Consider the following 19,767-nt stretch of genomic DNA (forward strand, 5'->3'; position numbering starts at 1 on the left):
GTTTTTGTTCTATTGTAATTCTTTCATACCTACGGGGTCCATATCATCATAACGTTTGTTGTCTCCGGCCATGCTCCAGATGAAGGTGTAGTTGTGCGTACCCACACCGCTGTGAATGGACCAGCTTGGAGAAATTACTGCCTGTTCATTGTGCATTACAATGTGACGGGTCTCTGTAGGCTCACCCATGAGGTGGAACACAATGGAATCATCCGGAAGATCGAAGTAGAAGTAAGCTTCCATCCGGCGCGGGTGAGTGTGGGATGGCATTGTATTCCACATGCTGCCCGGTTTCAATTGAGTCATCCCCATAACCAGCTGAGCACTTTGAACGCCGTTAGTATGGATGAAGCGGTGAATCGTACGTTCGTTAGAGTTCTCGAGACCCCCCATTGCACCAGATTCGGATTCAGCCAGCGTGGTTTTGGTAGTAGGGTAAGATTGATGTGCAGGTGCAGAGTTCAGGTAGAACTTCGCAGGTTTGGCGCTGTCGGCGCTTTTGAAAATAACATCTTTGGAGCCTTGTCCTACATACAGGCACTCTTTGTAATCTATTTCATATTCTGTTCCGTCTACAACAACTGAACCCTTGCCTCCGACATTGATAACACCCAGTTCACGGCGTTCCAGGAAGTAAGTTACTCCAAGCTCTTTCAGGTCAGTGGTGAGCACAACATCTTCTTTAACGGGATTAGCACCGCCGACGATCATGCGGTCTTCGTGGGTCAGGACAAGCTTCAGTTCATCCGGAGCAAAAATGACAGGAATGTGGAACTCCTTGCGCAAGCGCTCTGTGTCAAATTGCTTAACTTCATTAGGATGGGATGCGAAACGTCTTTCCATGAAATATTCAATCTCCTTCGCAAACATATTTTCGTTCGTATAGGTACAATTTAATCCATATAAGTTCATTTGGCAAGTGATAATCTTTTTTATTATGTTTATTTTAGTTCATTTATAGCGTTTAAAGCGTTGCCATATGAACTGAAAGCGTGCACAATAGTACTGAAATGAAGTTGGATCTTAAGTATGTAGTATATAAGAAATGGTGGAGGGTGAACGGAAGTGGGAGAACACAAATCTGCACCGGGTCCATATCAGGCTCGCCAAAATGAAATCATCTATACTATCGCTACCCAGGCTGAACGGCGTCCCTTACTGGATAGCGGGCTATGGTTCCATGATGATGTACGCAACAACTTTTATTATGCATCTTATCTTTTTGCTGCTGCTGTGGAATCATCTTTTGAGCTGCCTTTTGACCGGGAGGAGGCCAAACACAAAGCGGAGGCTGTGATGCTCGAAACCGTGCTCCTGCAAAACCGGCAGCCGGATACGCCGTTATACGGGCATTGGCCGCTGAATCTGCACCCGCTTCCGCGCGAGGCAGCACTGCATGAGCTGCCGGTGGAGATCATGGGCAGCCTGATGGTCTGGTTCTTCAAGCAATACGGGGGCAGACTGAATGCTGGACTGCGGATTGCTTTTCACACAGCAATCGGGCATATCTATCGCAGCGGCTTCTACTGTAAGCCAGTGATTCACTTTGGACATCATGAGGCCAAATATACAGCGGCCAAGCTGATCTTCGGCAAGCTGTTCGATGATGAAGAACTGCTGGCGGACGGGCGGCAGAGTCTGGAGAATACTCTGGTGTATATCAGAGAGAAGGGAATGCCGGAGTATGGCAGCCTGCCGTGGTTCTGGCACTGGGTGCAGGCGTTTACCTGTGCCTGGGCGCTGGAGGAAGACAGCAGAGTTAAGAGAACGCTTGGAGAAATGCTGGATTACCTGTGGAATGAACGGGGACAATTCTATCTGCAGGGTGCCTGGGTTGGCGCGCATTCCAGGGGCTGGCCGCATGATATTCCGGCCGACGGGAATGTGCTTCATGACTATGTGCAGTTTGGGAATTTCAAGCTGCCACAGGATATGCCCCGCACGGAGTATGCCGGGTTTCTCTTCTATGAAGCTCCGGCTAAGGTACGTGCAGCAGCACTGAACCGCCAGACTCCGGTGGAAGTCACCAAAGTGACGCAAAAAGTCATTCCCGAAGATCCTAACCCGCAGCCGCTGATTCACTCCTATGCGTATATTACCGAGAGCTTCGCCGCAGGAGGCTTATGGGAGCGGGTTGAGGAGTTCGACAACGAACAGCTCCGCTGGGCTTTTTCACTTCCGGTATCTGCTGAATCTGCAGCGAACCGGCTGTATTTCTTTCATCCCGGTCAAGGTTATCACACAGGAGACCCGCGCCATCAGAGCAGGTATATGGAGGTGCTGTACCACCGGAACACCATTCTATCATTGTTCCCGGTTCCAGAGGGGGAAGGGGATACAGTAGTCGGTGTGCTGCCCAAGGGCCAGTGGATGAAGCGGCATACTGCGTTGTTCGGCCAGGCGGGCGCTGTGTATTTTGCCGTATATCTGTCCCATGGTTACCAGCTGATTGAAAGGGAGACCTATCTCGAAGTGTCTGCACAGGGAATGCCGGGAGGCGTGGTTGTGGAAGCTATAAGTGTCAAGGAGGCTGCGGAGCGGGGGATCAGTGACCTTGCGTGCTTTGAAGCTGAATGGGCAGCATATGCACCATCTTTTGAGGTTGGGGCCACCTTGACCGTTCAATATGACAATAGTAATGGAGACCGGCTGCAATTAAGTGCAGGGGATCAAATCTTTACTCAAGCTCTGCTGAATGGCAGCCCAATCACATTGGAACATTATACCGTTAGCGGCAGCTAAATATGTTTTGTTAAAGAACCCGCAGGCAGATGATCCGCCTTCATGCGCGTGTTCTCCTTCGACAGATGTGGTTAAGGTTCAATCCAATGCGTGTCCATGATATAATAATTAAGAGCATTCATACAAAAATTGTGTTTATCCCTGTAATGACTTATTGGAGGAATAGCGTGGCAAAAGCGAAAGTGGCCAAACGGCCGACAAGAGATGAATTTGTGCTGGAGGAAATTGGCAATCAATTGACGGAAGCTATGCAGGAGGCCTCTGAAATCCTGTTGACCGTCTGGGGCAAAGAGGAGCAGGTGCGGGGAACGATCGTTGGCATGGATTCACGTACCGGCAAGGTGCATGTAAGCTTCAAAGAGGAGCTCATGAAGGTTCCTTTTATGGACATTATGGCCATAGATTATCCAAGAGATTAGTAGAGCGAACAGATAGAACTGCCGAAAGGTCGATGTATGATGTCAATCACCAAAACCAACGCCATGCGGATTCTCGATACCCGAAAAGTCGCTTACAGGATTCATGCGTATGACAATGAGGATGGCCAGATTCATGGAACAGCTGTGGCTGAGAAGATAGGTCTGCCGCCGGAAACTGTCTTTAAGACCCTTGTCGCGCATAGCGGAGTGAACCTCTATGTGTTTGTTATTCCGGTAGCGGAAGAGCTCGATCTCAAAAAAGCAGCGAAGGCGGCGGGCGAGAAGAAGATGGAGATGCTCCCGGTAAAAGATCTGCTGAAATGGACCGGATACGTGCGCGGTGGTTGTTCTCCCGTAGGCATGAAAAAGCTTTATCCTACCTTTATTGACGGCAGCGCCGCAACACTTGCAGCCATGGCCGTCAGCGGCGGCAAGATTGGCATGCAGATCGAATTGGTACCGGAGCAGCTGGCTGGGGTTGTCAACGCCAGATTTTGTGATGTGATCCAAGCATGAACGCATGATGTGAAAAAGCAGTGGGCCGGATGAATTCATTCCTCCGATCCACTGCTTTTTGCTGTTCAGGCTCCATTCCCTGCTACCAGATACGGGCGGCGAGGTAGCCTAAATATTCTTTTAGTGACGTTCCCGTATTATTCATTGCTCCGGGGGATGGTGAGAATTTGGCCAAATAAAGGCGTTCTTCCTGGCTGACGGTATAATCTGATGGATACGCCTGTGGCAAAAGTCCGCTATTCTTGAAGTGAATCATGGCCCGGGGCATGTGAAAAGCGGATGTAACCAGGATCGGGTGACTGAGTCCGTTGCTTTTCATAAGGAGCGCTGTGTTGGCGGCATTCTGCTCAGTATTCAGAGACTGGTTCTCTGTCAGAATATCACCCTCCGGGACACCGAGGCCAATCAGCTGACGTTTGGCGATATCCGCTTCATTGCCGCTGTCGGCAAATACCTGGCCGCCGGAGAACAGGACCGGCAGTCCGGTCTTTCGGTACAGCCGCGCCGCAGTCAGCAGCCGGTTCGCCGCTGAACCGAACATATTCCCATCCCCGTCAATGTCAGGCGTCCCTGAAGTAGCTCCACCGCCAAGTACGACGATTACATCACCTTGGATCCTCTCTGGCTGATTATACTGCCGTTCCAGGCCACCCATCAGCAGATCGCCGATTAGTGGAGTCATGGTGAGGTAGAGCAGGAAGGTAATGCCGAGCAGGACCAGAGCCGGTCGCCGGTTGCTCCGCCACAGCCAGATTGTCATACCCAGAAGCAGCAGGACGAAAAGACCTGGCGGAAGAATGAAGCTGTATAAGAATTTAATGAAATAGATCAACGGATTCACCTCGTTATGTAGAATTGCTGAATATATTGTACCATGAGCACAGGAGGCAGGCCCAGCGGCCTTGGTTCCACTCGGCATGATTCGCGAATGCATTCCATATTAGGCGGTTTCAATTCGTTCGTCGAATTGGTCCGTCTATTTAATTCTGCAAAGAGAGGGCTGGATTCTAAAAAAACTGCTATTTTATATGAAAAGGTTTCACTCCTGTCCCGGATCTGACGTGCTACAGTAAGGTGGGAGAACTCTATTTGTCAATGAGACAATGGCAAATCTTAAGTAATGTGACTGCAGTACACAAAGGCAAAGCAGGGTCTAATATGATAGCATTATAGGCAAAAAAACCTTTTCAACAGATAAAAACGGACTTGCGGAGGGATAGCGATGAACAGAAGCATCCGGGTACTGCTGGCAGATGATGAACCGGTTATTCTGCGCGGACTGAAGAAGCTGATATCCTGGGATACACTTGGTCTGGATATAGTAGGTGAAGCACGGGACGGGATCGAGTTGAAGGCGTTGATTGACTCCTGTACTCCTGATCTGGTGATCAGCGATATCAGCATGCCCGGATTCAGCGGTATTGATATTATACGGGATATTCATGAATCGGGCCGTCCAATCAAGGTTGTATTTATAAGCGCTTACCAGGAGTTTTCGTATGCCAGGCAGGCCATACAATATGGGGCGCTCGACTATATCGTCAAACCCGTGAACACAAGCCAACTAGAGCAGGTAGTAGGGAGAGCTGTGGCGGTAATCCGTCAGGAATCAGAAGAAGAGCGCAACAAGGAAAGGCTCAAATCCTATGAACGCAAAAATCATTCCATCACGATTGAGGGATTACTTGAGGGTTTAACCGATGGCAACAAAGGGGCAGTGTCAACATTAGCCAGTATGGGATATATAGCGATCACCCGTTATGCGAGCGTATGTGTGATAGAACCGGATGAATATGGCGGCCAGGCCTCCCGCTGGGAAGAGCGCGAACGCAAGCTTGTAGATTTTGCCCTGTCCAATATCATTAAAGAAACCGTGGATGCTGAAGGCAATAGCTATGTTTTCCGTAAAGGAGAGCGTTTCGCAGTTCTACTGCAGCACGAGCAGGAATCGGGGCCGGAGCAGGTCATGAAGGACCTCCATCACAAAATCAACAGTTTCCTGAAGCTACAGGTCTCGATTGGCGTAGGGCGGCCGGTGAACGGAATGGAAGAGGCGGATGAATCCTACCAAAGTGCTTTGAGAGCACTTAAATTCAGGTACTTTGCAGGACTCAACCAAGTGCTTGCAGATCGTACGCACTATCAGGAGACTACTGTAGCAATATCTGACTGGATTGCAGCTCAAGCTTCATTAATGGACGCGCTAAAATCAATGGACAAAGAACAGCTGCCCGTTCTGGCTGGCAGACTGCTGGAAACGATTCGGCTTCTGTCCGGTGACAGCAGGAATCAGGCAGTATCTCATGTGTACAATTCCATCATTCAACTGGAACAGGAGCTTGCCGGTTTTGGCGTAGATGCCGGGCTGGTGGACTCCGGAGATAAGCCACTGCTGGAAAAGCTGACGGATGCCCCGACGTTTGATGCTTTGAAACAGCAGTTTGAAGGCGTGCTGACGAGACTAACCGGCCTGTTGGCATCGAAGATGAATGGAAGAGAAATGCCACAGCTGCTGCAGGTGAAGGCTTTTGTCGAAGAGCATTATGCGGAGAATATTACATTGGACTCTATGGCGGCACTGGTCTATATGAATCCCTATTATTTCAGCAGTTTTTTCAAAAAGCATACGGGACAGAATTTTAAAAATTATGTCACTGAAGTCAGAATGGGGCACGCGCTGCGACTGCTGCTGCATAGTGATCTGATGGTCTATGAGATTGCGGAAAGTGTCGGCTATAATAATGCCCGGCATTTCAGTGATATGTTCAAGAAGCAATTCGGGAAGCTGCCCCAGGAGTACAAACAATCGCTTAAGAAGTAGTTACCAGGTTTCTATTCAGTGAAAAGGGGGGGAGCATGCTGATCTGGGGGAGAGGTTCCAAAAGTATTTTCGTCAAATTCTCTGCATCATTCCTGCTGGTTGGACTAATTCCCTTGCTGGCGCTCAGCTTCTTCTCGGTGAAGACCTTCTCCAGCTATGTAGAGAGGTATACCACCAGTAATCTGCAGCAGATGGTGCTGTATATGAGCTATAATCTGAACTCCGCGTTCAACCAGTACAATGAAATTTCCAAGCTGATGTATACCGGACGTAATGAAGCTTTCATCGACAGTTATAAGCAGGACCAGACCACTAATGTCAATGAACTGGAGCAGATCAACACCATTCCGATCGACTCTTTTCTGAAGACGGTGCTGTTTAGTGATCCGTATATTTCAAGCGCCGTCTTTGTCCGTCAGTCTGATGGCAAAATGTACGCCCAAGAGAAAGAAAACCGGTCACTGGATACTAATTCTTTTCCTGCAGCTGCACGACTGAAGACGATGGCTCTCAATCCGTCAACGGTGGCTATTTTCCCTACACATACCGACCCCTATTTCTTCCATTCCAGCCGCAAAGTATTTACAGTTGGACGCAGTCTGATTGATACATCGGGAAAAGTGACTTCACATCCCAAGGTAACTGGTACGTTATTCCTGGATATCGATACTTCGTTGTTTGAACAATTCTTCAGAGAGCTGAGCTTGGGTGACAAAGATGAGCTTTATCTTCTGGATGGTGAGGGCAATGTGTATTTCAGCAATCAGACCCTTCCGGTGGGAACTCTTGCAGAAGCTGTTCAAACGGATAGCGAGATGATCGTACTTAGTGAGGATATTCCATTCCTGAATGGTAAGGTGATTGCACGGATTCACCGCGGCAGCCTGTTCGAGCAACTGTTATCGGCCAGAGCCACAGTGTACATTGCTATTATCATTTGCGCTTTGGTCATGATTGTGATGGGGGCGTGGTTCTCCAGGCGTCTTGCGGCTCCGATCCGCGAGCTAATCAAACAGATGGCCATAGTGGAATCCGGCAACCTGGATACTCAGCTGTCAGTGCACACGAATGATGAAATGGGCAGGCTCGCCCACGGGTTCAACCGGATGGTGGAAAGGCTTCAGATCTATATCAATGAGGCATATGTGGCCCAGATCAAACAGAAACAGACGGAGCTGAATGCCCTGAAAAGCCAGATCCGGCCCCATTATTTGTATAATACTCTTGAAGTGATCCGGATGAACGCGGTGGATAAGGAGGCTGTGGAGGTCGCAGATATGATTCTAGCCCTATCCAACGAACTGAAATATGTGATCGATTATGGAGAAGACCGGGTGAGCATCCGCAGTGAGCTGGAGCATCTGCAGAATTATTTTTACATCATCTCGGTACGTTTTGAGAACCGGTACGAGCTTCAGCTGGATATTGACCCTGAGGTTCATATGGATTGGCCGATTCTGAAGCTCTCACTCCAGCCGATTGTAGAGAATGCTATTCAGCATGGGTTACGCCTGCAAGGAAAGGGTACGGTAGGGATTACCATGGAAAAAAAAGACCGCCTGCTAGCGATTACCATTTATGATGATGGTGTCGGTATGAGCCGGGAAGCGCTGGCGAGGGTTACCAAAACATTGGATGATTCCGTTGTACCCGGCAAAAATGTAGGTCTTAAAAATGTGCATGAGCGGTTACGTTCAACTTTTGGGGAGGAATACGGGCTGTCCATCAACAGCCGGGAGTATGTAGGAACCTCAGTAACGCTACTGTTCCCGATTCTAGACTGAACCTTAACCTGATAGTGGGTAAAGCGTCATTATCCAGCCTGATATCACACGGCTTGCAGGAGGTATATGCTTTAAATGCAGAAGATAAAATGGATACAGCACCGGGCCGGATTTCTGGTCGCTATACTCCTCTTGAGTGCATGCAGGAACAGCTATACAGGGGATTCAGATGGTAAGCAGGCGGAAGACAGAGTAGATCACGACAAGCAAGAAGTGCATTTCACCATCGCTTATGCAGCCGGGGACCCGGCAACCAAGCAGGCCATCGTGGCTACCATAGAAGCTTTCACTAGCGCACATCCAAATATCATTATTCAGGACAGCAGCGAGCTGTCCTCCAGCGCATACCTGGACTGGCTGAAGATGAAGGATGCCGTGGGCGAATTCCCGGACCTGGTGGAAATCCGGGATACTGAAGCTTTTGCCAGTGCCGGTAAAATTGTGGAGCTGCCTACCGACCTTCTGGAATTGTTCGATAGACTGCCGGAGGTAAACGGCAAGGTATGGAATGCGCCTCTGTTCGGCAATGCGCCTCAGGGCATCATTTACAGCAAACAGGCTTATGCCAATGCCGGAATCACCCGGCTCCCGCGAACCTATACTGAATTCCTTGAGATTCAGACTAAGTTGAAGGCTGATGGAATGACTCCGCTGGTTGTCGGAGGCAAGGATATTTTCCACATCGGATTCTGGGTGAACAAGTTTCTGATCGATGAAGTCTATGCTAAAGAACCAGATTGGAACGCCAAACGCACGAAGAGGCAGGTCAGCTTTGCTGATAAACAAGTGGTTCATGCCATGACAGATTTCAAAACACTGTTTCAATCGGATGTGAACGATGATTGGCTGACCACTGCTGATAATCAAACTGCCTCCATTCTTACATCCGGCAAGGCGGCCCAGCTCTTTTCTGGAACCTGGATGTTCTCGCAGATTGAAGAAGCTGACCCGGACTTTCAATATGGATTCTATGCAGTGCCTGACCGTGAAGGCAGACGAAACGTCGTGGGCCTGCCGTCGCCAGCCGGGTGGTCGCTGTCAGCGCAAGCTGCCAAAGATACAGAAAAGACAGAAGCGATCAAGGAGTTTATCCGCTTCTTCTTCTCCCAAGGACCTTACTCGAAATTCCTGGCCAGCATCAACGGACTTCCCTCCACCAAAGCAAAGATAAGCTATGAAACAGGAGAACAGATGCAAACCGCCCTGAGTCTGATGGCAGATCCGGACGTAACCAAGTCGCTAATGATTAACAACTGGTGGGGGGATAATCTGATTCCGCCGGATTTCCGCAACTGGTTCTACAAGCTGCTGGAGGAGATGGTTCTGAATGACGGGAATGTCGCCGAATATATGAAGCGTGCCGATCAGGAGTATGACAGACAGGTGCAGGATAATCAAATAACTGACTAATAGCTTAAACGGGGGACCTGCAGTCCTCCGTTTTTTTTGTTGCTTAGGATAAAAATCCTCTTAAATTTACCGCATATGGCACTTTAATAAGTTCATTCTAACTAAAGTTTATGGATGCTATTCTTGAAGCAAGGAAACGCTTTCGAACGATGATGCGCACATCGGGCCATACTATGCTGCTCCTTGAACAGGATTGAGACTGCAACACCATCGAACAGAATACGATTAGGGGGTTACTCTTCATATGCAGAAGAAAACAATGATGAAGCTTTCGGTTCTGCTGCTTGCAACCACGTCCATATTATCTGCTTGCGGAAGCAACAACAATAATAATGGCAGTGCCGGGAATAATGCGGCTGCCTCGGCGTCACCGGGTGCTGCTGCAACAGACGCTCCAAAAGAGGTGAGCTTCTCCATAGGTTATGCTGCGGGTGATCCTGCCACCAAACAGGCCATCGCGAATACCATAAAAGCATTCATGGAAGCTAATCCGAATGTGAAGATCAAAGATATTAGTGAAAATACCTCAGCAGCCTATCTCGATTGGCTGAAGACCAAGGATGCGGTCGGAGAATTCCCGGATCTCGTGGAAATGCGTGATACCCAGGTGTTTGCATCCGCCGGTAAAATAGTGGAGCTGCCAAGTGATCTGCTTGATCTCTTCAGTGATCCGCCTCAGGTTGAAGGCAAGGTATGGAATGCCCCGATGTCCGTCAATGTGCCTCAGGGAATTATTTACAGTAAGAAGGCTTATGCCGATGCCGGTATTACCGAGCTTCCCAAAACCTATGATGAATTCATCGCTATCCAGGAAAAGCTGAAAGCAACCGGGATTTCGCCGATTGTGGTCGGAGGAAAGGATATTTTTCATATGGGCTTCTGGGTGAACAAATTCCTGATTGATGATGTCTATTCCAAAGATCCGGATTGGAACTCCAAGCGAACCGCAAAGACCGTGAGTTTCACAGATCCTAATGTCGTTCAGGCTATGACTGATTTCAAAGACCTGTTCACCAACTATGTGGATAAAGGCTGGTTAAGTACAGGTGATAACCAGACCGCCTCGATTCTTGTATCCGGCAAAGCGGCTCAGCTGTTCTCAGGAACCTGGATGTTCTCGCAAATTAAGGAAGCCGATCCGAACTTTGAATTTGGCTTCTATGCCGTCCCTGACCGCGAAGGCAAAGTTAATGTTATCGGTCTGCCGTCTCCGGCTGGCTGGTCGCTCTCTTCCGAGGCCGCTAAAGATGCCGATAAAACACAGGCGATTAAAGAATTCATCCGGTTCTTCTTTGCACCAGAACAATATAAAACCTTCCTGGCCAGTGTCAATGCCATTCCATCCACCAAAGAAAAGGTGACATATGAAACCGGCGAGCAAATGCAAGTGGCACTGGACCTGATTGCTGATCCGAATGTAACCAAATCCCTGGCGATTAACAATTGGTGGGGCGAAAATCTGATTCCGCCGCAGTTCCGCAACTGGTATTACAAACTGCTGCAGGATATGGTGGGTAAGAACGCAGATGTAGCTGACTATATGAAGCAAGCAGATAAGGAATATGACGCTCAAGTCAAAGCCAACGCACAGTAAAATAGAAAACTGTCTGATGGAGGAGCGGCTGTACTTGAACGGCAGCCGGCTTCTCCTTAAGGAACAGCTCCGGGAGGGAGAGCAATCATGGCTACAGCAGTAGAAAGGGCAAACAAGCCGCTAACGGCAGCCATACCGAAGAAAAAGAAGAAATGGCAGTGTTACGCTTTGTTGTTTATCCTACCTTCTTTTTTAATCTATACCTTGTTTGTAATTGTTCCTACAGTAGGAAGCATCTATTTGAGCTTTACTTCCTGGGACGGCATCAGTGAGGATGTCCGGTACATTGGCTTCGCTAATTTTGTGGAGATTTGGCATAGTCCCCGGGTTCATAATGCATTGAAGAATACCATGGTTATGACGATAAGTCTGGTATTGTTGGAGAATATTGCTGCGATTGTTCTGGCTGTCCTTGTCGATAAGGTCCGTTGGTTCCGTAATTTGTTCAGAAGTGTGTTCTATTTTCCTACACTGCTCAGCGGCATCGTAATGGGTTTCGTCTGGGCTATGATTCTGAATTACAACTTTGGGGTTTTTAATCAAATTCTGGATTCGATCGGACTGGGAAGCTGGGTGGTGGACTGGCTAGGCAATCCGAAGTATGCCATGCTATCGATCATTTTGTCTACGGTATGGAAAGGCGCGGGCTATTATATGATCATCTATCTGGCGGGGCTGCAGGGTATTCCAGCTGAGCTGAACGAAGCGGCAAGCATCGATGGAGCGAGCGGATTTCAGCAATTCCGCCACATTACCTTTCCGCTGCTTGCCGGCTCGATGACCGTATGTCTGGTGCTCTCTATGATCAGCGCACTGAAGATTTTTGATCAGATTGCGGTCATGACGGATGGGGGCCCGGGCTTTGAGACCGAGACATTAACTTATATTATTTACAAGGTCGGCTTTGGTGAACTGCGGCAGGGTTTTGGTACGGCACTTGCCATGGTTCTGTTCCTGATCATCATGCTGATTACTGTCATTCAAGTGAAATTCCTCCGTAAACGGGAGGTGCAGATGTAATATGACACTTCAAGCTAAGAAAAGATGGGCCGAAATTGCCCTGCTTACATTAACCCTGGTGCTGGCAATCCTTTTCTTTTTCCCGATATTCTTCAATCTGATGTCGGCATTCAAGAGCAATGCGGAGATTATGAACGATGCCGTTGCATTTCCCACGGGGCTGTATCTGGACAGCTTCAAGTATCTGCTGACGGAGACGGATTTCCCCCGGGCGATTGTGAACAGCCTGATCCTGACGCTCGTATCGATTATAGCCCAGGTGCTGATTATCCCGATGGCCGGATATGCGATAGAACGCAGGGATTCCAGATGGACCAAGATGGTGTTTCTGTATTTCCTGGCAGGGATGATGATTCCTTTTCAGGCGTACATGATTCCTTTGTTTAAGGAATTGAGAACGTTGGGCTTGTACGGAAGTCTGGTCGGTCCGATTCTCGTCTACGTTGCTGGTGCAGTAGGCTTTGGCTGTCTGCTCTATACCAGTTTTGTCAAAGGAATACCGAAGGAGATTGAGGAGGCGGCTGAGATTGACGGCTGCAGCCGGTACGGCATCTTCTGGAAAATCGTCTTCCCGCTTCTGGGACCGGTTACGGCAAGTATGGTTGTACTGAACGGCCTTGGGATCTGGAATGACTTCCTGATGCCGATGCTGGTGTTGCCTTCCGGCGAGCCGAAGACGATGGTCGTAGAAATTTACCGTTACATCGGTGAATTCTCCTCGCGCTGGGATATGATCTTTGCCGGGACAGCTATGTCAGTGATACCGGTGCTCATCGTATTCGTCTCGCTTCAAAAGTACTTTGTCAAAGGGATAGCCTCAGGGGCAACTAAAGGATAAGCTTTGTAAAAATCAAAGGGTCAGGCAAGCCATGGTACAGTGGCTTGCCTGACCCCTAATTATTTTGAAGTTATCAAGACAGCAGGATTCTTTGACGAAGTGGTAAAGCTTCATGGTACATCCCCTGATTAAATATTACTGATCTGCGCACAGCAACAGTAGAAGAATGTGGGAATAACAAAAGCAGTCTGCCCGGATCTTAGGTTCGGGCAGACTGCCTTGTTGGATAGATAAGTAATGATATCGTACCGAAGATTGCAGATCACTTGGAAGCTTGCAACGATATGCAGCTAGAAAACCCGGTGCTTCCATCCGTTCAATTTTGCTATGGCTTCAATATAATAGTAATCTGCGTAAATCAGCGATACTTCGATGAAGGAATCCCCGCTGCCGGTACCTTTGGTAAGGATGGCTTCATGCTCAGGCTGATTCCAAGTGGCATAATTCTCGGTTAATGAGCGGAGGATACGTTCTGCTGCATCGGCGTAAAGGCTCTTTTCACCTAGCGGGACAATACCGGCGAGCTCCAGCAGGCCAGAAGCGGCAATAGCTGCAGCTGAACTGTCCCTGTACTTGCGCTCATCATTTCCGGTGCGGAAATCCCAGTAAGGGACCTGATCCTCTGGCAGCGCCGCGATGAAATAGTGGGCAATCCGCTTGGCGGTATGGAGGAAGCGCTCATCCCCGCTATGTCGGTACGTGTTGATGAATCCATAAAGACCCCATGAGGCGCCGCGGCTCCAGCAGGATTCGGGTGAATATCCCTGACCGCCAAAGTTCTCAATATACGCGCCGGTCTCGGCATCGAAAGAGAGGATATGCATCGTCGAACCGTCTTCCCGAATGCCGTATTTCATCGTCGTTTCCGCATGACTGACCGCAATATGCTTATAACGTGGATCCCCCGTAACCTTGCTGGCCCAGAATAAGAGTGAGATGTTCAGCATACAGTCGATGATGACCCAGCCGTATTTGTCCGCATTCCAGGCACGGATGAACTTACCGACGGGGTTATAGCGGGCGGCCAGGAAGTTGGCGGCCTCGATTCCTCTGCGCCGACCATCCTCATCGCCGGTCAACGTATGTTTGATGACGGCAGTAGGCAGGAACTGAAAGCCCACATCATGGTGAAATTCCTCAGTTGGCTTGACGAACCATTCCTCAAGAGTCTTGTCCCAGTGCCAGGCGGCTTCTTTATAAATGTTTTTCCCGGTCATATCATGCATGATCCAGAGAAGTCCCGGCCAAAATCCGGTAGTCCACCAGTCAGACCCGATATCGTCGTATATGCCGTCTTTACCTGCATAATGTGGACATTTGTCTCCGATTTGTTCTACCATTCGCGTAACCTTGGTGTCCAGTTTGTCCATAACTTCTTGCCAATAGGTTGTACTCATTGCGGATGCCTCCAATATATAGGATGTATCCTGAGTATATCGTGAAGGAGATTCAGGAAGTTGCGATTTTATATCTGGAAATATCGAAATTTTGTCATGATCCTCAAGAACATTTGGGTAATGTTTACCGCTTTAATTGCTTCTTCTGTACTTTAGGGGGGTAGTTCCAAGGACTCTTTTGAATAGCTGGTTAAAGTAGGAGGCATTCGGAAAACCGACCGATATACCAATTTGCTCCACCGGCATATCGGTAGTGGCGAGCAGACGGCAGGCCTGCTTAATCCGCCGGGCTGTAAGGTAATCCACTAGTCGTCCGCCTGTTTCCTGATGAAACACTCTGGAGACATAAGACTGGGACAAATGGGTCTCGGCAGCAAGCTGGGTGAGGTTTACCTCCTCCTGGTAATGCTCCTCGATCCAGTTCATAATCTGCTCAGAATAACGGAGCTTTCGCCGCTCCTCCGGTTGAATGAGGGAATTCTCGCCGGTTCCCAGAATGCTAAGCAGCTGAAGAAGCATCATCGTGATGTCTTCGGGGTCTTCCTCCATGGTGCTTTTGCGGCACAGGTTGTAATTCTTGTAGACCCATTCCACAGCTTCGGTGCTGGAGCTAAGATCAAAGCCGCAGCTGGTATTATTGCCCTGCCAAAGAGAGGAGAAGAGGGCCTTGCGTTTGGCAAAGCCCTGCAGCAGATTCTCAGCGGTATGCGGATCAATATAAAAAATCGTGCGCACAAAAGGACACTCTGGAGAGACCTCTGAGTAGATCCGGTGCAGCTGGTAGGGCTGGAAAAAGAACAACATTCCCGGGCGGATATCGTACATCTGCTGATTAACAACAACATTGCCCTGACCGTTATGGACAAACATGACTTCACAGCATTGATGCCAATGATAGTACCCTTTGTAATAATCGTCAGTGTATATCAGATAATCCCAGATCAGTGAATGGTGGTCAATAAAAACGACGGGTTCAAACAGCTGTTTCATAGCTCCTCCATCATGACAAAATATAAACATTTCATTACTAATCAGTATAACTTTTATCAGCTATAATCGCTACAATTAAAGGCAGGGATTTCGCATAAATTAAGATATGTGCTAGCTATTTATTAGGAGGGTGAAAGTTCATGGCTTCAACAATTGTTAATCCGGTTCTGACTGGCTTCCATCCCGATCCGTCTTTTCTGCGTGTCGGTGATGACTACTATATTGCCACTTCGACCTTCGAATGGTTTCCGGGTGTGGAGATCCACCATTCCCGGGATTTGGTGCACTGGCGCTCGTTAACCCGTGTCTTGACGGAAGCATCACAAGTGGATCTGCGTGGCAATGGAAGTTCCGGATCGATATGGGCTCCGGCACTTTCGTACGATAACGGAATCTATTATCTGCTATATACAGACGTGAAATCCCGCAAAAGTGTCTACAAGGATCTGCATAATTATCTGATCACTGCGACAGATATCACTGGACCCTGGAGTGAGCCGGTACGGTTGAACGGCAGTGGCTTTGATCCGTTTCTGTTCCATGACAAGGACGGCTCCAAATGGCTGCTCAATATGCGCTGGGATTTCCGCAAACAGCATAGCAATTTTTCCGGCATCATCATGCAGCAGTATGATCCGGAGAGCCGCAGTCTAACAGGGCCTGTTCACGAACTATTCAAAGGTACACCCGCAGGTGTAACGGAAGGTCCGCAGCTCTATCAAAGAAACGGCTATTACTATCTGCTTGTTGCCGAAGGCGGGACTGGCATCAATCATATGGTCACAATGGCCCGAAGCCGCAGCCGGACAGGTCCTTATGAGACCGATCCGGATTATCCGATCATGACTACTGCTCATGACCTGACCTTTGCGTTCCAGCAGGCGGGACACGGTTCTCTGGTAGAGACGCAGTCCGGTGAATGGTATATGGCTCATCTGTGCACCCGGCCGATCCCTGGGACCGGGACAATGAATCCGCTGGGCCGGGAGACGGCTATTCAGCATGTGGTCTGGACGGACGATGGCTGGCTGCGCCTGGCCCAAGGCGGTAAGCTGCCTTCGCTGATGGTTGAAGCGCCGGGGCTGCCGCTGCACCCGTATCCGGAACTACCGGAACGGGATGATTTCGATAATGAGTTGCTGGGGTATCCATACCAGAGTCTTCGGGTTCCTTTTGATTCTTCGTGGGTCAGCCTGACAGAGCGCCCGGGGTTTTTGCGGCTGAGGGGAAGAGAATCGCTTGCTTCGCTGCACGATCAGAGTCTGATAGGGCGTCCTATACAGCATTTTACCTGTACAGTGTCTACCTGTATGGAGTTCAAACCGGATACTTACATGCAAATGGCCGGGCTTGTCCTTTATTATGACGACAGTGATTACTACTATCTGCGGGTGACTGCTGACGAGATCAGGGGGATAAGTCTTGGAGTTGTAATGTGTAGAGCGGGTAAATATGACGAAATCTCCCCAATGCAGATATCGGTGAAGGATTGGGACCATTACTATCTTAAGGCGGTGATCAAAAATCGCGATATTGTATTCTACGCTTCACCGGACGGGGAAGCGTGGATTGCGATGTGCACACCACTTGATTTTGGCACATTGTCCGATGAATACGGTGGTAAGCTTGGTTTCACTGGCTCCTATGCTGCAATCTGTTGCCAGGATCTGGACCAGCAGGCGAAAGCAGCTTATTTTGATTATTTTGAGTATAGGGCTAACTAATTCAGCAGCTGAATAATAGTATTACTGAAAGCTCCCGTTTTCTGGATTTCATAAGAAAGAGTGGAGCTTTTTTTAAGCTGAATAAATATTTTTCAATGAAACCTAATTATATGTAGCGGCGGAGTATCAATTCAATCGAATAATATTGTACTTCAAAGATAATAGGAATAGGATCCCAGAAAAAATAATGATCCCTGCAGCCGTTAACCCTCCGATCAAAAAGATCATACGAAACAAAGGGTTCCCCTTTAGTTTCCTGCTGATATACTATATAGAAATGAACTTCTGGAACAGAGAGAATAGAGAGTAGGAGAATCCATACATGTCCAGCTTATTGGAGATTTTGCACAAGGAAGTTGTCCCGGCTGAAGGCTGTACAGAGCCGATTGCAGTAGCATATGCCGTTTCATTGGCGGCAGAGCTTCTGGAGGAAGACATCACGGCCATCCGGCTGCAGCTTAGCGGAAATATTATTAAGAACGCAATGGGCGTGGGCATTCCCGGTACAGGTCAGACCGGACTCCCGATCGCAGCAGCCCTCGGAGCGGTGGTGGGACGTTCCCACAAAGAGCTGGAAATTCTGTCCGGCCTAACTCCGGCCGAATTGAAGCTTGCTAATGAACTGTTGGAACGGGGGCTTCTTGAAGTAGAGCTGAAGGATACAACGGAGAAGTTATATATTGAGGCAAAGGTATTTTCGCAGAACCATATGTCTACCGCCATTATTGCCGGGGAGCACACTCATATCGATTACCTGGCACTGGATGGGGAGAAAATGACACCCCCCAAATCCAAAGCGGATTGCGGTATTCCTAGAAGAACGGGTCACGAAGCTTATACAGGTTCAATTGAAGGTATCTTTGAGTTTATCTGCACTGTCCCTTTCCAGGATATCCGTTTTCTTCTGGAAGGGGCCACAATGAACAAAGCTATCTCCGATGAAGGATTGCGCGGGAATTACGGCTTACAGGTGGGCAAGAAAATGAGCCAGCAATCGGCTGTGAACTTGTTCGGTAACGATGTGGCGAGCACCATCATCGCTGCGACGGCGGCAGCCTCTGATGCCAGAATGGACGGCAGCGCTATGCCGGTTATGACCACGGCTGGCAGCGGGAATCAGGGCATAGCCTGTACACTTCCGGTGATTGCCTTGGCGGAGCTGCTGGGCAAGGATGAGGACATGCTGGCCCGGGCGCTTGCGCTGAGCAATCTGGTTACAGTGCACATTAAGCATTACATCGGGCGGCTCTCACCGCTATGCGGTTCAGGGATTGCCGGTGGTGTAGGGGCGAACAGCGGGATTCTATATCTTATGGGCGGAACCCTTGCCCAGATTAAATATGGCATACAGAATACCATCGCCTCCTTGTCAGGAATGATCTGCGACGGGGCCAAATCAACCTGTGCGCTCAAAATATCCACCTCCACCAATGCGGCCATTCAGGCAGCCACGCTGGCTATGAATAACATTGGGCCTTCTACGAATGATGGTGTGATCTTTGAAGAGGTGGAAGACACCATCCGCAATATGGAGCGGCTGGTTCAGGAGGGGCTGGCCGACACCGATGCTACCATTTTAAGCATCATGCTCTCCAAAGGCGGAATGCTGTAGCCGTACTATTGGAAATCCTGTAACGTATAAATAAAACGAATATGTTCATAGATTTATACAAAACCGCCCGGTTCCTGTTTTAACAACGCAGGTGACCGGGCGGTTTATTTTAATACAATACTTCAATATTCTCTTCGGCAAGCCGTTTAAGCCAGGGGTTCGCAGGTCTGCGGTCAGTAATCAGCACATCAATGCTGTCAAGTGCAACCAGCCGTGTAAAGGCGGTTTTGTCAAACTTGGTATGATCGGCAAGCAGCACAACCTTCTCCGCCTGACGTAGCATGTATTTCTTCAACTCGCACTCCGGTTCGTTGGAATCGGTAATTCCTCGCTCCATATCAAGGCCCTTGCAGCTAATAATCGCGGTATCTACATTATAGCGCTGAATGGTATCATGGGCGACAGGCCCGACCAGTGACAGGGAACGGTGGCGCAGTGAACCACCGGAGGAAATAATATTCAGGCCGGAGTTCGCGAACTCATGCAGAATATTAATCGAATTCGTAATGACCGTCAGATTGTTTTTGTTGCCCAGCAGCTTCAGGAATTCAAAAGAGGTAGAGCTGGGGTCTACCATCAGAGTATCTCCATCATTAATCAAATCCAGCGCTTTTAGTGCAATATTTCGTTTGATATCCGTATTGAGCGCATTTCTTGTCACAAAAGGCAGGTCCTCATTCGTGTGCCTGTTCAGCATTGCACCGCCATAAGTCCGGCTGAGAATGCCGTCTTTCTCCAGCTTCTCAAGATCCCTCCGGATTGTTTCCTCAGTTACCTCGAACATCCGGCTGAGATCAGAGACGAGAACCCGTTTATCCTGATGTACAAGATCTATGATTTTCTTGCGTCTTTCGGCTGCCAGCATATATATCACCTTTCCAGAACTATATTATCTAACTA

The 19,767-nt window shown here is 48.9% G+C and carries 16 protein-coding genes; 11 read left to right on the top strand and 5 right to left on the bottom strand.

The window, feature by feature from the left end; translation table 11 throughout:
* Positions 1-9: 9 nt before the first annotated feature.
* Positions 10-843: a 5-dehydro-4-deoxy-D-glucuronate isomerase gene (kduI, locus tag ACAN54_RS05755; RefSeq protein WP_379151601.1), complete on the bottom strand. Its 834-nt coding sequence runs from the start codon at positions 841-843 to the stop codon at positions 10-12.
* 222 nt (positions 844-1,065) lie between these two features.
* Here kduI and ACAN54_RS05760 point away from each other — a divergent pair, with 222 nt between their 5' ends.
* From ACAN54_RS05760 to ybaK, 3 genes are all read left to right on the top strand, one after another.
* Positions 1,066-2,742, top strand: a complete 1,677-nt coding sequence (locus tag ACAN54_RS05760) for a hypothetical protein (protein ID WP_379151604.1) — start codon at positions 1,066-1,068, stop codon at positions 2,740-2,742.
* A gap of 167 nt (positions 2,743-2,909) precedes the next feature.
* Entirely contained in the window at positions 2,910-3,161 is a 252-nt protein-coding gene (locus ACAN54_RS05765) for a YolD-like family protein (RefSeq protein ID WP_379151607.1), read from the top strand.
* A 39-nt stretch (positions 3,162-3,200) separates the two neighbouring features.
* Positions 3,201-3,677, top strand: coding sequence for a Cys-tRNA(Pro) deacylase (gene ybaK, locus ACAN54_RS05770; protein WP_379151610.1), 477 nt, complete (start codon positions 3,201-3,203; stop codon positions 3,675-3,677).
* Positions 3,678-3,759: 82 nt separating this feature from the next.
* Here the strand turns inward: ybaK and ACAN54_RS05775 are convergent, their stop codons facing one another.
* A complete protein-coding gene (locus ACAN54_RS05775) occupies positions 3,760-4,509 on the bottom strand; it encodes a YdcF family protein (RefSeq protein ID WP_379151617.1) in 750 nt (249 codons plus the stop codon).
* Positions 4,510-4,899: 390 nt separating this feature from the next.
* Between ACAN54_RS05775 and ACAN54_RS05780 the strand changes: the two genes are divergently transcribed.
* The 6 genes from ACAN54_RS05780 to ACAN54_RS05805 all read left to right on the top strand — a co-directional run bounded on the left by ACAN54_RS05780 (position 4,900) and on the right by ACAN54_RS05805 (position 13,144).
* On the top strand, positions 4,900-6,498 hold the full coding sequence (locus ACAN54_RS05780) for a response regulator (RefSeq protein ID WP_379151620.1): 1,599 nt from the start codon (positions 4,900-4,902) through the stop codon (positions 6,496-6,498).
* A 35-nt stretch (positions 6,499-6,533) separates the two neighbouring features.
* Positions 6,534-8,282: a cache domain-containing sensor histidine kinase gene (locus ACAN54_RS05785; RefSeq protein WP_379151623.1), complete on the top strand. Its 1,749-nt coding sequence runs from the start codon at positions 6,534-6,536 to the stop codon at positions 8,280-8,282.
* A 75-nt stretch (positions 8,283-8,357) separates the two neighbouring features.
* Entirely contained in the window at positions 8,358-9,692 is a 1,335-nt protein-coding gene (locus ACAN54_RS05790) for an ABC transporter substrate-binding protein (protein WP_379151626.1), read from the top strand.
* Between the two features lie 244 nt (positions 9,693-9,936).
* Complete coding sequence (locus ACAN54_RS05795) at positions 9,937-11,286, top strand: ABC transporter substrate-binding protein (protein ID WP_379151629.1); 1,350 nt, start codon at positions 9,937-9,939, stop codon at positions 11,284-11,286.
* An 87-nt stretch (positions 11,287-11,373) separates the two neighbouring features.
* Positions 11,374-12,306, top strand: a complete 933-nt coding sequence (locus ACAN54_RS05800) for a carbohydrate ABC transporter permease (RefSeq protein WP_379151632.1) — start codon at positions 11,374-11,376, stop codon at positions 12,304-12,306.
* Position 12,307: 1 nt separating this feature from the next.
* Entirely contained in the window at positions 12,308-13,144 is an 837-nt protein-coding gene (locus ACAN54_RS05805; protein ID WP_379151635.1) for a carbohydrate ABC transporter permease, read from the top strand.
* A 290-nt stretch (positions 13,145-13,434) separates the two neighbouring features.
* Here ACAN54_RS05805 and ACAN54_RS05810 read toward each other — a convergent pair whose 3' ends face one another.
* Both ACAN54_RS05810 and ACAN54_RS05815 read right to left on the bottom strand, forming a co-directional pair.
* Positions 13,435-14,541, bottom strand: a complete 1,107-nt coding sequence (locus ACAN54_RS05810; protein ID WP_379151638.1) for a glycoside hydrolase family 88 protein — start codon at positions 14,539-14,541, stop codon at positions 13,435-13,437.
* Positions 14,542-14,673: 132 nt separating this feature from the next.
* Positions 14,674-15,531: a helix-turn-helix domain-containing protein gene (locus ACAN54_RS05815; protein ID WP_379151641.1), complete on the bottom strand. Its 858-nt coding sequence runs from the start codon at positions 15,529-15,531 to the stop codon at positions 14,674-14,676.
* A 140-nt stretch (positions 15,532-15,671) separates the two neighbouring features.
* Here ACAN54_RS05815 and ACAN54_RS05820 point away from each other — a divergent pair, with 140 nt between their 5' ends.
* Both ACAN54_RS05820 and ACAN54_RS05825 read left to right on the top strand, forming a co-directional pair.
* Positions 15,672-17,255, top strand: coding sequence for a glycoside hydrolase family 43 protein (locus tag ACAN54_RS05820; protein ID WP_379151644.1), 1,584 nt, complete (start codon positions 15,672-15,674; stop codon positions 17,253-17,255).
* 322 nt (positions 17,256-17,577) lie between these two features.
* The gene (locus ACAN54_RS05825; protein ID WP_379151647.1) at positions 17,578-18,867 is read left to right on the top strand and encodes an L-cysteine desulfidase family protein; all 1,290 of its coding nucleotides are present in this window, start codon (positions 17,578-17,580) and stop codon (positions 18,865-18,867) included.
* 109 nt (positions 18,868-18,976) lie between these two features.
* Here ACAN54_RS05825 and ACAN54_RS05830 read toward each other — a convergent pair whose 3' ends face one another.
* Complete coding sequence (locus ACAN54_RS05830; RefSeq protein ID WP_379151650.1) at positions 18,977-19,732, bottom strand: DeoR/GlpR family DNA-binding transcription regulator; 756 nt, start codon at positions 19,730-19,732, stop codon at positions 18,977-18,979.
* Positions 19,733-19,767 lie beyond the last annotated feature (35 nt).

Source organism: Paenibacillus diazotrophicus (genome assembly GCF_042610465.1).